Raw genomic sequence first — 13,784 nt, 5'->3', positions numbered from 1 at the left:
CTCATCGGAGATTCTTTAATAAGAATTTTTAGGTGGAGGGTGATTTTGAAAAATAGGTTCACCCTCCGCTCCTATACTTTTTGAATATATTCTTAAACATCATTGTATTTTCCTCTATAGTAATCCCTGAATTACGAATAGAATTTGATTGTACATAACCCTCTGTAGTCCCAATGTTATCATGTCCCATGAGCTGCTGCAAAATGAGAAAATCAACTCCTTGTTCATACAAGAGTGTAGCGAATGTATGTCTGAGACTATAAAGAGGTAAAGTCTGTATCTTAGCTTCTCTCAGATAATTTTGATACCTATCATTGACAAAATTTTGTGTTATAGGATAACCATCTGTATTTAAAAATAGAGAATCCTCGTTTATCAGCCCCTGTTTCTGACAATACAATCTGAGAAGTGCTCCAAATTCAGAGCGAAGTACGAGTGTTCTTCCTTTATTGGATTTTGTTTTATCCAAACGAATGGTATCTTCTCCGAAATTGATTTGATGGACCTTAAGGCTAATCGCTTCGCCAATCCTACATCCCGTACTTAGCAGCAGTATAAATAGAATCAAATCTTGTTTTAAATTATCACTATGAGTAATCAGACTATTTAAAAAACGTAACACATCGTGCTTGGAGAGGGCTGCCCGACGTCCAGTATCCTTTTTAAATTCAAGGATATTTAATCGCTCTTGACGAAGTGGATTCGCAAAATCGTAAGTGCGTTCTAAATACTTAAAAAATGAACTTAGTGAATCTCGTGCAGACGCCATATAGTGATATCCCTTGTCGTAACAAGATAAAAGGTAGGAGTTGATAATCCTAGAGTCAATTGGTCTCCAGGTAATTACCTCGCCTCGGGTATCCTTTAAAAGATAGATTTTTTCTAAGTCGATCTCCTCTGCTTTCCCCCCGACTACTTCGGTCAAGTGTGTCATAAAAAGATGTAGATGTTTTTTGTGTTTATTTTTTGAGGCAAGGGACACTTTAGAGATAGTTACGAATTCTTCAATTTCTCTTGCTAACATCCTCATTTTTATCATCAAACTCCAATATTTGCTTGATAAGTTTCTCAAATGCGAATGGAAACTTATCAGCGACAGCTTTCTTTAAATCTAGCGGAAGCATTTGTGTGTATATAAAAGTTGTTTTCGGATCCTCATGGCCCAAAATTAGGCTAAGGTCATGTAACTTCATAGCAGCTAGTAAGCATCTGACCGCAAACGTGTGACGGAAAGAATGTGCAGAGAATTTAGTGTATCCGAGTTTTTCCAGAATACTGGATACTGCATACTGAATTGAGCTTTTCGCAAGAGGTATTCCGCGATTGCTCCAAGCAACTTCTTCTTTGCAGAAAAGGAAACCAGTATGGTTTCGGCTCCATACCTTGACGTGTGTTAGGTTTAAATAATCCAGGATCACCTTCTTTAGTTCTGGATACATGGGGATATATCGTTGCTTATTTCCCTTTGCTTTACGAATGAAAATTAGATCATTCTCAATGTCAAAATCTTGGACGCGAACGTGTTGAAGTTCTTCAACCCTACAGCCGGTACCAAGTAGAAAGCAAATCATTGCATGGTAACGGTACCCATAAGTCTTCTGCTTTGCCAAAGCGAGTATCTCCACAATCTGTTCTTCTTGAAAGTATTTTGGAAGGAGGGAGATCTTTGACCAAGTAAATCGGTAGCGGTAATCTTTCTCAACATAGTCCATTTTATAGCAGAAGTCTAAAAATTTACGTAAGATAGATGTGTATGTATTTTGTGTGCGGGGGGACAATGCTGAGCTTTCTCGACCATGAAACTTACTGAAGAATTCATGCAAGATATTTTCAGTCACTGAGGAGATCGTAATGTTGGGATGATTATCTTGGATGAACTTCTCGAACCGATTAAGGAAAGAGAAATAATAATTCAGCGTTGTCTTTGATTTCTTTTGAAGTTCATATTGGTTATCTAGGTAATCTCTAAAAAGGACAATCGCCTGCAATAGGGATACGTCAGGGAAATTATCGTTTTGATCTTTTTTTGAGCTGTTATTAATTAGTGATAATAAATCTTGATAGGAGATACCCAGTTCATTACATATTTCCTTATAATCATAGTTCGAAAAAACTTCAATGGCCAAAACCAATCACCTGCTTAAACGGATTATTAGAAATCGTATTTTCTTTTAAACGATTTGCATTTCGGTGGTAGTAATATAATGTTGAGGCCCAAGTTTTGTGGCCGAGCGTTTTTGCAATAGTCTCTAATGCTTCACCCTGATCCAGGGCTAATGTTGCGTACGTATGACGTAAATCGTAGGCGCTGAATACATTTTTTCCAAAGGCTAACTTATTGTATTTATTGAAAATGGTACCAATTGATTCTGTCGTTATGGGTTTATTTTCAATAGTTAAAAACAGAGCGTCAGTATCAGCAGCTATACTTTTACGAATCTCTAGATAGTCTTTCAAGAATGCCATTACCTCTTTATTCACTTGGAGCTTTCGGAATTGGGATTTTGCACTGAAGAATGTTAATGTACATTCGGTAGTAGAGACATCCCCTAATTTTAAATTGCATATTTCAATAGGCCGGCAGCCGGTATCGATCAATATGCTCGCGATTGCTAGATTTCTTACTTGATGCGGCGAACTGTTACTGCAGATGGCTTCCACAAATTTATATCTTTCTTCTTCACGAACAAAAGAATTTCTACGTGAAGCAGGTTGCTTAAACTTAGGGGGGATGGAATATTTAAATGGAATGATATTGTTAAGGTATAGATGGTCAAGAAATATCTTTGCATGTCTTAGTTTTACATAAGCAGTACACCCTTCAATTTCATCTAATTCAATCTTTCTCTCTAAATAGTTTTCGTAATTTTTGATTTGATGTGAACTTAAATGACGTAGACTATCATCTATCGATACATCTGATGATGTAGTAGAGCGAATGAATTCTACGAAATATAATGTTTTGTACTGCCTTTCTCTTTTGCAATTTAAATCTAGTCGTTCTACTTCATCTAAATAATGATTGAATATCGAGCAATTCTGCCGGTATGTGAATAACTTAGAAGGAGGGGGAGAAATTTTATCCCCTTTTTTCTCTTTAAGAATTTTTATTTTTGATTTTTTTGCCTTAACTGTCTTAGAAATGTTGAATTTCACTGTACTGAGGTTCTCCTCGTCCAAAAAAGAACAAAAGATAGTGAGGCTTGAGAGCAGGCGTTTCTTTCTGGCTTTGCTTATAGATTTGCTATCGACTTGCTTATTCAGAAAATCTTCATATCCCATTACGGCCGTGGAAAACAAATCAAGTACCACTTGTTGGAGGCTTAGCAGATGTGTAGTTACCATATAAGAGATAAAGTAATTGATATTGAGTTGATGATTTTGGATACTTCGCGGTGAATATTTCCGTTCTAGGTGCTGGAAGAAAAATTCTAATAGAGTCGGTTGATCAACGGTAGGGCTCTGAGAGAAGACAGTACTTGACACAACGTTCATGAGATTGAACTCCTTATCATAAATTCACTCTTTACAACCATTCCAACATTGCCTATACTTAATTTAGTTAAGCAATACCTTGTACAAGTCGTAAGCCCTATGGGTGGATTCTACTGGTATAGTTCTGTCTATTTAGAACTGTATCATAAGGGATAAACACACCTATAAGGGCTTATTTTTATTGTTGACAATTCACTATCAAACCAAACCATTTATTTCCATTGATTTAAATATTATTTTTGTAATATGCAAAAACTTTAGTTTGTTAAAGCGAAAGAGAGAGGTTAGTATGTGTTAAATAAACTAATGCAGTTGCGCTTAATTTATTATTTATTGTGTTTTGGTATTGGTTTGGATGGTGTGTTATTGGCAAAAAAATATTCCATGTGTCCCTCTGAATGTTTGTACTACAAGGGTTTCCTAGATGTGGTAAGTTATAAGTTTACTACAAATTTGTAGTAGGATACCTTTTGGATCTCGAATGCCTTACCGTGTAATTATGGTGATGGTATGCGATCTAAACTAAATCCTACATATTGGGAACCCAGACATTATGGTTACTTTAAGGAGTTTTTACTAGATAAAACTTCAGATGATATTATCGTACGTAGGGATGCTGAAAAGAAGTATATAAAAAAGCACGACGACGATGGTCAAGATTATTGGTATGAGGTCCCATTATTGATGAAGAAAATGGATACGTATCCCCAAACATTGCTTTCTTGTGAAATGCATCTAAGGAGACGGCTTCTCTTAACGCAAAGTGCAACGAACTTTACCTGGAAAGATATTGGAGAAAGTTATGATGTTACTCCGACTAAGTTAAATACTTTTATTCATGTTAATAAGAGAGCCAGTGTTGATATAAATCTAGTTTCATTTTTGTCAGCTCTGACTAGGGTACCACCAGGATGGTTGATAAATAAGAATCCCTCTAACGAGTGGAACCTATATTCCTTTGATCAATTAGATGAGGCATTCGGAATTGTTTGTTCTGAAGGAGAATTAATTCAGTTGCTCTATGATGGTATCGAATCCAGAAAACACGATATGAAATGTGTAATTCTAAAGGTAGGCTGTTTAACCTTGTATTTGCGAATAGAGTGTTATAACGGTGGTTTTATGGTAGAAATGTTTAATTACGACTGGACTATATTCCAATATCTAGGCAAACTTTTGAGTCATTTTAAATGTAGTATTGGATATATCCCAACTGTGACTTCATATATCATAACTGTCTTTTATAAAGAACCTATAATTTGCCCATCGGCCTTCATTTCCTCCTTAAATGCTCTATATTTGTAGCAGAATTTTGTAAATATTTATTCTGGAAAACCTCCTATTATAAGGAGGTTTTTTGTTTGTACGGATCACTAGTCGATTTTATATTATGGGAGGTTATTATATGGAAACAAATAATACAACAAGCTATCTTAGACAAAAGCTTCTTTCCGTAGTGCAAGCTTGGATGGACGAGTTAGAGATGGAGAAGCAAGTGATGATGCGTGAGAAGAAGGTACTCAATGAAGAGGAAGACAAAAAAAAGATATACTCTGTAAATGAAATTGCGGAATACTTAGGAGTTTCTATGGATTGTATTTATGCAATGGTCCGCGAACAACAAATTCCCTATGTGAGAATAAGACGGAGAATCTTGTTTCATCGTGAACTCATTGAAGAGTGGGTCAAGAAAGGAGGCGTGTAATCAGAAAGTAGAATTTAAAACGCATGGAAGGATTAAGGTAATACAACTGACAGAGTAAATATTGAATCAGTCGTTGGATTCTATCATTGGGCACGGTGTATTTAGATAATCCCGGGTATTTGTAAAAAAGATTCTATTCTATAGTTTATATAGAAAGGATCTTTTATGCTTCCAGGATTCTATCGTAGAAGCTAATTCGGTAGAACTATAATCGAATAGAAATAGAAAGATTGGAAATAATAGTATTAATGAAAAGTATAGAAGGTAGGAGATGATATATTTTGAGCCAAGTAAGTTCGAATCACGAAGTTTGGTCTACAGAACAAGATCAATTTTTATTGCAAACGGTTTTGCAACATCTAGGAAATGGCAGCAGTCAAAAAAAGGCATTTGAAGAGACTGCGGGCAAAATAGGACGCACACATGGGGCTTGTGCATTTAGATTTAATACTGTTTTAAGAAAACAGCACAGTGATGAAATACGTTCCTTTAGTCAGAAAAAGAGTGGAGATTTGCCGAGTAGAATAGTCATTCAAAATCCTCTAGTTGATGACAACTACATAAATAACAATGGACTTAGTTTGCAGCAGGTTTTAAGTTTTATAAATTCCCAGGCACATGAAGTTCAATATATGCAACAACAGTTACATGATGCAAATGAGGAAAATATCAGACTAAATAAAGAGCTAGAACATCTCAAGCAAGTTCGCAACAAAATGGAGACTCTTGGTGTAAATATATCTAAAATGCTTGAGCTAATAAATGCTTAAAAATGATTCAAAAACTACGTCTCTGCACAGTTTCATATTGCGGTTTGTTGCTAATAATACATGATGTCTTGCAGTTTACGACATAAGTTGTGCTTTTGGTAACGGACAAGATGTCCACTAGAGATTAAGTAAGAAGTTGAGGCACTTGAAAACGCTTGACTATGTGATCGCCATAGATGTTTGTTCTGTGAGCCGCAGAGGAGGCAGTGTATGCAAGCAAGCTATCAAACGTTCACAGAACTGGGGCTGATCGAAATGCGGCAAAGGCAGATACCATGACGAAGGGCAGTGTGCATTTGCACTAAACGCAGTCATTCAGTTTGTGGAGAGTAAAGGGTGGCATTTCGATGGTAGCACGGAACAAATTGACGCTAATAGCAAAACATACCACACGGTGGCAACCTATTGTACTTTGTCCGTATAATTCTGTTAATGGTATTTATCTCTGACATTAGCCTGTTTGCTGTATTTTGTACTATAGGGAAAATGCGAAGGTCGATGCAAAATCCAAACTTATTCCCACAAAAGTTAACCATTACCTGTCTGCCCTGCGTTCTGATTATACTCTAGGCTATCGTAAATCAGAACGATAGCAAATGTTGTTTCTGCCGCAATCCTATGATGAAGGTTTCAAATATATTTTCAAATAGGGGGATAAAATTGTTTGATCGTCCACTATCTAAAGAAGAGTGTAGATTATTACTTAAAGCAGCAATTAAACTGGATCCATTTTTTCGCCAGTATTACATCATGACTTATTTACTTCTTAGTACAGGTCTAAGGAATAAGGAACTCAGAGAGCTTACGATTTCTCAAATCGACTTCGACCGTAACTTATTTACGTTGACAGGGGAAAAATAACCTCAGTAAATACAGTGATAATGTCTGAGCAGCTAACACATGATCTTCAATCATATTTGGGTCATCCTCATCATCGCAAATGGCAAGAACAAGGGAATGAGCATGTCTTTTTTATAGCCGGCAAAAGACTCACAACAAATGGGTACTTAGACGATCTGATTAGCTTGGTATGTCGTAAAGCGGGTATCCGTGTGACCTTGGTTAAGGTATACTATGGCTTATTTGATGCACACGGAAGGTTCCGATTTATACACTATTCATCGACAGTTGAGGCATAAAATGATAGAAACAACTCTGAGATGTTTAGGGCTGCTGAATTATGATCCGCACTCTCTAAAGCTGATCATATCCCGATTTGAGAATCCTGGAAATGAGTGATTGCATAAATAGTGAACCCAAGTAGGCCCATGAATTTATTCATGGGCCTTTCATAGGATCGGATGTGCAGATCTTCGCATCTGGATACTCCGCACCTATCTCCTAAGTGGTTGATGTTTATCAAGGAATAAGGACATGTATTGTGAAGCGGTGCATGGATAACAACTTATGGTAGGTAATGCAAAGACCATATTTAGGCTTGTGTCAGGACTTAAAACCATGCTTTTTGGCATAATATTAAGTTCCATGTTTTTATGTGTCAAAACATGCCTAAATTATTTTAGGCATGTGCCACTAAAATTATGGATGTTCTGGCATAAAATCTAGGAGGAAAAACAGATGGAGATGGGATATGGACGAGTGTCAGCTAAAGATCAAAATCCTGAGAGACAGCTTGTGAAATTTCGGGAGATAGGGATTGATGAAAGGTATATATTTGTCGATAAACTAAGCGGAAAGGATTTTAATCGTCCGTGCTATCAAGCCATGCGCCTAATGATCCGGAAAGGTGACTTAATATACATTGATGCGTTGGATCGGTTGGGTCGTGACTATGATGGAATTATAGCCGAATGGAAATAAATTACGCGGGAGTTGAAAGCGGATATCGTTTGTCTGGATAATAAGACGTTATTTGATTCTCGTAAATTTAGAACCATGGGTGATTTCGGAAAAGTGATGGAAGACCAGTTTTTGAGCTTATTAGCTTACGTGGCTGAACAGGAGAGAAAGAAAAACAGGCAAAGACAGGCTCAGGGCATTGAGGTCGCTAAGGCTCGCGGTATAAAGTTTGGTCGCCCAAAGGTTGTAATTGATGAGGTGTTTATTCAGATGTATAAAGAATGGAAATCTGGTACGATTACGGCGACAAGTGCCATAAAGCAACTAGACATGAAGCATAGAACATTTTATCGTCGAGTAAAGGAATATGAAAAAAGTTGATGCTTACATGGCTTTGCTAAACACATAGATCGGACCGTAATTATGGGATCTAATCATAGCTTTAATCAAATGTGGAGTATATAGAACAAATTGCTAATACTAAACAAACAGTATAGAACAATCGTTCTGGAGGAGTATGTTTGAATTTGGCGAATATTGTAATATAGCTTCGGATTTTGTAATGCTTTGCTATTTCGATGTTGCGAGTAAACTGCTAACTTTCAAGGGTTATCAATTATATAGACTAAGACATCACGTACTGTTACATTTTTTACAATTATAGTATGTAGCATGATTAATATGGTATGCGAATTAATTTAATAAATTCAAGAATTCATGGAGGGTTTTTTAATGAGAGATAGCCTAAGTTTTTTAGTTATAGGAGACTCTGAATCCGGAAAGTCCTCGTTTATTCGCACATTTTGCGATGAAGACACTGCGGACCTGTTGAATATTAGCGGAGAGGGTCAAACAACAAGATGCGATGGCTTCTATAATTTTACATATAAAGGGAATAATGCAAACAGAATTACTGTTAGCTTTTATAGCAAGGACGAGTTTACAGAGAAGCAATGCAAAAAAATTGTAGAGAAATACAATTTGAAACCAAAGGATCCATTAGATTTAAATAAGGTTAATGATTATATTATAAAACAAAGTATGGAATTAACTCCAACAGAAAGAGATAGTATGTGGAGAATTGAAAAGGAAGATATTTTAAGAAAAATATCTAATAAAAATTTGGTGGACGATGAGTTTATTAATCTTACCGAATTTAGCTTGGAAGAAAACATGGGTATTCTTATAACAAGCGAAAATATAGAAACAATACAGGATTATGATCAGTTTCTATTGTTAATCACGAAAAAACTTGAGGATATATATGAGGAGATTAAAAGAAAAACAACTCTTTTTATTGAATTATTTCAATTACCACTAAATAGTTTGACTGAAAATAATCCCAAAATTGATATTCCTCAGCTGAGATTTAATTTGGACGAAAATACAAAACTGCTTCTTACGTACTGTATAAAAAAAGCAACAATGAGAGAGTCATTGGAAGATACAGATATGAACTCTTTATCGGGTATAGTCAAAAGTGTCGCAGTGGAACTGAAGCTGAATGAGGACTATGCAAAAATTTGTAGTAGTGTAGGTATAAAACAAATAAAACTTGTTGATACATATGGATTAGATCATGCTGGAGATACAAAGGGAGATATTACAGTAAAAAGTATAAAAAAACGCTTGACCGACATACTTGATGGTGAATTTAGAGATATAGATTCTGTTATTTTTATTACTCCTATGCATGGAAAAGCTGCTAGTACAAACGAACGGTTTAATGCCTTAATTGAGGCAAAACGGAGTATTATTCCACAAATCGTTTATACAAAGTATGATCTTTATGCTCAGAAGCAATTCGGCAGTAAAATATATGAATTGAATAACGAAAAACTAGAAAAAGTAAAAGATAATTTTATGAGAAATAACTCAAATAAAATTAAGGACGATTTCTACGATATTCTCAAAGAGCATTATAGCAAGGATGTTGCTGAGTATAGAAAAGAATGTATCTTTAATAATATTTCTTATTTCATGGGGACATTTGAAATTGATGACAAACTAGATAGAAAAACTGCACGCATTAATAATATAAGTTACTTTAAGAACATTCTTGTTTCTGTACTTCAGAATGATAACTATGGTGTAGCCATTGATAATATAGATAAAGGAGAATTAAAACAACAACTGACACAAGGCTTTATGCTAAATAAAAATGGTATACAAGAAAAACTAGGTATAATGATACGCAAGGCTCAAGAGACGTTAAATAAGAACTATAGTATTTCACATGGTAGAACTCGAGGGGCATTTTGGAGGAGATTGGACTCTAATATGTTTGGCTTTTATGGGGATCTAAATCTGAGGAATGTATTGATTACTTCATATATTGAGGTCTTAGCAAAAGACTCCGGTGAGCACAGGGAAGATAACCTAGGTAACCTTATTGTAAATGACTATTTTAAGGATAAGAAACTAAATGTCTTTTTGAGAGAATGTATCAACAAATTTGGTCACTATTATTTTTGTGCTGGTTGCTTACCATGTGAGGCTTTAATGCCAAATAAGTGCGATATGTCTAAATCATGTAATACAACTGGTACATATGAAAGAGTGAAACGGAATAATAGCTGTTTTCAGTTTAACGAAGGAATTTATACTGGAAGTCGCAAACAAAGTAAATATTGTACAAATAACGGGATGCATGGAATAGGGCTAGTAAATGAGAAATATGGAAAAGAGAGTCAGTGCTGGGGAAGTTGTTATTGGATGTTGTTCTTCAAAAAATTTGAGGATACAAAAACAGTTGAACTAAACTGTGGCGAAGTTTTCTCCGATTTTGTTGATATTTTTATTGAATTTTGTGTGAAGCAATATACCAATTCTGTTCAATCTGTAAAGAACTTGAATTATTTAAAACACAACAATGATACTGTACTTTATGACACAAATGAAGAAGATGAGTTCACAAAGAAGTTTGAAGAAGTCACTGCGAGTCAAAAAGATTTTATTGTGCTGACAGAAGGGGAAACTGATAAAATACATATTCAAGCAGCTTGGAAGAAGCTAATGAAGACTGAACTTCCATTTGATGTGTACGCTGTTAATGGAGCAGATAACATCAAACAGTTTTTAACTTCATATCCTACAGATATGCTACCTGATAAAAAAATAATAAGTATTCTTGATCATGATGAAAAGGGTATAAGAGTGGCAAAAGATTTTAAAAAATCAATGAAAGATATAGATGGTTCGTATGTAAGAGTGCATCAAAGTGATAAAGATAAAAACAGGCAATACTATATAATTTTATTGCCCCATGTTAACAAGAAATTTGAAGAGTATGAAAATGGTGAAATCGAGTTTCTATATAGTAGAGAATTGCTAGAAGAATATAATATTATTAGAAAAAGGAGTATAGGTAAAATTAACAGTCTTGATTATGTGAAGAACAGCGAAAAATATATTAGTGGAGCAGACTACGACAATCTAAATGATTTGTTTTATTTTGAAATAATTAATGAAAACTCAAGTAAAACTAAGTTCGCTCGTAGTATTGAGAAGAGAGAAGAATTAGGAGAAGAGGTGTTTTCAGGATTCAAATTACTTTTTGATGCAATCAATAATATTACTAATCATGTAGTAATATAAACTGAGAGTTCAACGAAAGTTTCTTTAATTTTTCTCGAAACTCCTGTCCATTTTTGTAGCCTTATTGTAGACAAAAGCTTTAAAATAAGATAATCTGTGATACATTGAATTAAAACAAGTTAACAAATGAAAATTAAAAAAACCTTGTAGTATAAGCTTTGAAGGGATTTGTTAACACAATTAGCTATATAGTAAAAATATAGGGACAACAGTTCGACCATTGTCCATTAATGATTTACTAAAGTCCAGTCAAGCTACCGCGACTTATTGAAGCGACCTTTATCCACGGTTCACCTCCATAAGAAAAACCCGCCTAATTGGCGGGTTTTTTGCCGTTTATAGATTCATTCTTATTTTTTGATCCCGGAGTGTCGTTGCAGCTTTTACATCTTATTATGTACTGTTTAATTACAAGCGCCTGTGTTTATTCGCCCCCGATACATTCGTCGTTATTCCCACCCGTCACGTCGTCAGGATTCCTTATTTTATTGTTTATTTATTGTCACTCATCATTTTATTGGTAACAAGCTGCTTAGAAAGCGCCATCGCCTTCCTTTTGTTAACCTCGCGAATTAACGTAGACTTGCTTATGCCAGTGCTGGCTGCAACTCGGTTGTAAGAATCACCACGAAACAACTTCTCCATAGCATCGTTAAGGCGATGTATAGTATAAAGTTTAGGTCTGCCCTCTTTGAACCCTTCCTTAAGCTTGGCAACAGCCTTGCCTTCTTGAGTACGTTCTACGATCATGTCCCTCTCGAATTCAGCCATTGCTGCGAATACAGCGAGCATAGCCCTTCCAATAGGCGTATCTTCAAGTAGCCCCATGTTTAGTATTTGAATACGAACTCCCCTTCTCAGAAGCTCCTTAACCATCGTCATACCATCTACAGCTGTCCTAGCAAAGCGGTCTAGTTTTGTTACCATGAGGGTATCACCGCGTTTGAGATCCGTAAGCAAGCGCTGCAGCTCAGGGCGTTCTTTATGAGTACCTGTTATTTTCTCGCTATATAGCCTACCCTCGTATGAAATAAAATGGAAGTATACGAGGGTGACGATCGACAATGAAAATATACGACAAAGCATTCAAAGGCAGTGAGATTGAGTGATTAAATCGGTGTAAAGAAAACTGCCGAGCAGCTAGACGTAATCTACTATACGTTGTATGAATGGCGAAAGCGAAGAACCCTGCATGGTGATGGAGCACATATCGGCAGCGGACGAGCCAATTCAGACGTTAGCAAGACTACACGTGAAATAGAGTTAGAAAGAGAGAACGCAGAGCTGTGCCGAGCGAATGAAATTCTCAAGGACGTACTTGGTTTTTCGCAAAAGACCGGAAGCGGTAAAGGCATTCCAGCTTTATGCCTACATCAGTATATGACGGGATCGATGGACCGTCAAGGAAATGTGCCATGTGCTTGCTGTCAGCGAATCAGGTTATTTCCGTAGCCTGAAGCCCGCAAAAATCAAAGACATCATCAGAGAACAAGGAGATTGCGGACGGTGGATGCCTGCTTTCTCAACAATTGGTTGAGGAGGACGGAATGTACATAAAGGTATATCGCTTATTCACCTATTTGTTTCATTTATTCGGATTTCATGGTGCGATAATAGACCACTATCTTTCTTATAATGACCTTAATGGATTAGTGTTCCTTGAAAAAGAAAACCTAGTGAAAACTCGGCAGTATAGAAAATGATAAGAGGAGACGTAAAAAACGGGGTATGCAACATCCAGAGTGAAATGATCACCAAACGTTAGAGTTACAATGCAAAACATTCTTGACCAATCAAGGTGAAAATATCGTTCAAAAGGAGAAAAGATCATGCCAAATCATATTTCAAATAAATTAAGAATCATTGGTACTGGGGAACAAGTCACAGAAGTAATGGAATTTATTAAATACGACAATGTAGGTATTGGCACGATTGACTTCAATAAGATTACACCAATGCCGAGATGGGTATTCGGGAGTTCATCAGACATAAAGGGCATTTGCATTTCAGATAAAGAAAAATGGGGCAAAGATAACATTGCATTGGGATGGGCAAGATTGCACTGGGGAACTAAATGGAACGCTTATTCTCAGCCTGATAATCGTAACACCAAAGATACTTTATATTTTAAAACCGCTTGGAACGGTGTGCCAGATATTATACAAAAATTAGCTTGGATTTTCCCAAATGTGACACTCGAATATAGTTTCGCTGATGAGGCTTTTGGTAGTAGTAACTGCGGGATTTATCGGTTTAAAGAAAACGAAATATTAGAAGATACTTATTACCAATCGAATTCAAAGGAAGCGTACGAGTTAGCATTCGATTTAGCGAATGACGGCAAAATACCATCTTGGTACAAATTCAACGAAGAAAAAAACACATATGAACGCGTAAATAACGACTGATATCGGCAG

The 13,784-nt window shown here is 36.0% G+C and carries 10 protein-coding genes and 1 pseudogene; 7 read left to right on the top strand and 4 right to left on the bottom strand.

All coding sequences use genetic code 11. The annotated features are described in order from the left end of the window. Positions 1-58: 58 nt before the first annotated feature. From GC097_RS05765 to GC097_RS05755, 3 genes are read right to left on the bottom strand one after another with little or no spacing between them, the layout of a single operon-like run. Complete coding sequence (locus GC097_RS05765) at positions 59-1,024, bottom strand: tyrosine-type recombinase/integrase (RefSeq protein WP_171682387.1); 966 nt, start codon at positions 1,022-1,024, stop codon at positions 59-61. Further along, entirely contained in the window at positions 1,005-2,126 is a 1,122-nt protein-coding gene (locus tag GC097_RS05760) for a tyrosine-type recombinase/integrase (protein ID WP_171682386.1), read from the bottom strand. Before GC097_RS05760 ends, GC097_RS05765 begins: the two co-directional genes overlap by 20 nt. After that, positions 2,116-3,495 carry a tyrosine-type recombinase/integrase gene (locus tag GC097_RS05755; protein ID WP_171682385.1) on the bottom strand — a complete coding sequence of 460 codons (1,380 nt, stop codon included), beginning with the start codon at positions 3,493-3,495 and terminating at the stop codon, positions 2,116-2,118. The genes GC097_RS05760 and GC097_RS05755 overlap by 11 nt, the downstream gene beginning before the upstream one ends. 684 nt (positions 3,496-4,179) lie before the next feature. Between GC097_RS05755 and GC097_RS05750 the strand changes: the two genes are divergently transcribed. The 6 genes and pseudogenes from GC097_RS05750 (at position 4,180) to GC097_RS05730 (ending at position 11,367) form a co-directional block, all read left to right on the top strand. Continuing rightward, positions 4,180-4,800, top strand: coding sequence for a hypothetical protein (locus GC097_RS05750; protein WP_171682384.1), 621 nt, complete (start codon positions 4,180-4,182; stop codon positions 4,798-4,800). Positions 4,801-4,900: 100 nt separating this feature from the next. Next, entirely contained in the window at positions 4,901-5,200 is a 300-nt protein-coding gene (locus tag GC097_RS05745; RefSeq protein WP_312875617.1) for a helix-turn-helix domain-containing protein, read from the top strand. Positions 5,201-5,481: 281 nt separating this feature from the next. After that, entirely contained in the window at positions 5,482-5,970 is a 489-nt protein-coding gene (locus GC097_RS05740) for a hypothetical protein (protein ID WP_171682383.1), read from the top strand. Positions 5,971-6,588: 618 nt separating this feature from the next. Next, positions 6,589-6,831: a tyrosine-type recombinase/integrase gene (locus tag GC097_RS35215; RefSeq protein WP_376768363.1), complete on the top strand. Its 243-nt coding sequence runs from the start codon at positions 6,589-6,591 to the stop codon at positions 6,829-6,831. 717 nt (positions 6,832-7,548) lie between these two features. Then, positions 7,549-8,151: pseudogene (locus GC097_RS05735) on the top strand (recombinase family protein). A 351-nt stretch (positions 8,152-8,502) separates the two neighbouring features. After that, positions 8,503-11,367, top strand: a complete 2,865-nt coding sequence (locus GC097_RS05730; protein WP_171682382.1) for a hypothetical protein — start codon at positions 8,503-8,505, stop codon at positions 11,365-11,367. Positions 11,368-11,859: 492 nt separating this feature from the next. Here the strand turns inward: GC097_RS05730 and GC097_RS05725 are convergent, their stop codons facing one another. Beyond that, positions 11,860-12,453: a recombinase family protein gene (locus GC097_RS05725; protein ID WP_171682381.1), complete on the bottom strand. Its 594-nt coding sequence runs from the start codon at positions 12,451-12,453 to the stop codon at positions 11,860-11,862. Between the two features lie 743 nt (positions 12,454-13,196). Here GC097_RS05725 and GC097_RS05720 point away from each other — a divergent pair. Next, positions 13,197-13,775 (top strand): DUF1281 family ferredoxin-like fold protein, encoded by a 579-nt coding sequence (locus tag GC097_RS05720; RefSeq protein ID WP_171682380.1) that lies wholly within the window; start codon positions 13,197-13,199, stop codon positions 13,773-13,775. Positions 13,776-13,784 lie beyond the last annotated feature (9 nt).

The organism is Paenibacillus planticolens (assembly GCF_013141725.1).
Lineage (GTDB): Bacteria > Bacillota > Bacilli > Paenibacillales > NBRC-103111 > Paenibacillus_E > Paenibacillus_E planticolens.
Note: the sequence above shows the minus strand (reverse complement) of the source record. Positions and strands in the feature narration are given on the sequence as shown.

Excerpts from the sequence above, each read along its gene's own strand:
- GC097_RS05765 (WP_171682387.1), bottom strand. The coding sequence starts at position 1,024 with ATGTTAGCAAGAGAAATTGAAGAATTCGTAACTATCTCTAAAGTGTCC.
- GC097_RS05745 (WP_312875617.1), top strand. The coding sequence starts at position 4,901 with ATGGAAACAAATAATACAACAAGCTATCTTAGACAAAAGCTTCTTTCC.
- GC097_RS35215 (WP_376768363.1), top strand. The coding sequence starts at position 6,589 with ATGATGAAGGTTTCAAATATATTTTCAAATAGGGGGATAAAATTGTTT.
- GC097_RS05750 (WP_171682384.1), top strand. The coding sequence starts at position 4,180 with ATGAAGAAAATGGATACGTATCCCCAAACATTGCTTTCTTGTGAAATG.
- GC097_RS05755 (WP_171682385.1), bottom strand. The coding sequence starts at position 3,495 with ATGAACGTTGTGTCAAGTACTGTCTTCTCTCAGAGCCCTACCGTTGAT.
- GC097_RS05720 (WP_171682380.1), top strand. The coding sequence starts at position 13,197 with ATGCCAAATCATATTTCAAATAAATTAAGAATCATTGGTACTGGGGAA.
- GC097_RS05725 (WP_171682381.1), bottom strand. The coding sequence starts at position 12,453 with ATGCTTTGTCGTATATTTTCATTGTCGATCGTCACCCTCGTATACTTC.
- GC097_RS05730 (WP_171682382.1), top strand. The coding sequence starts at position 8,503 with ATGAGAGATAGCCTAAGTTTTTTAGTTATAGGAGACTCTGAATCCGGA.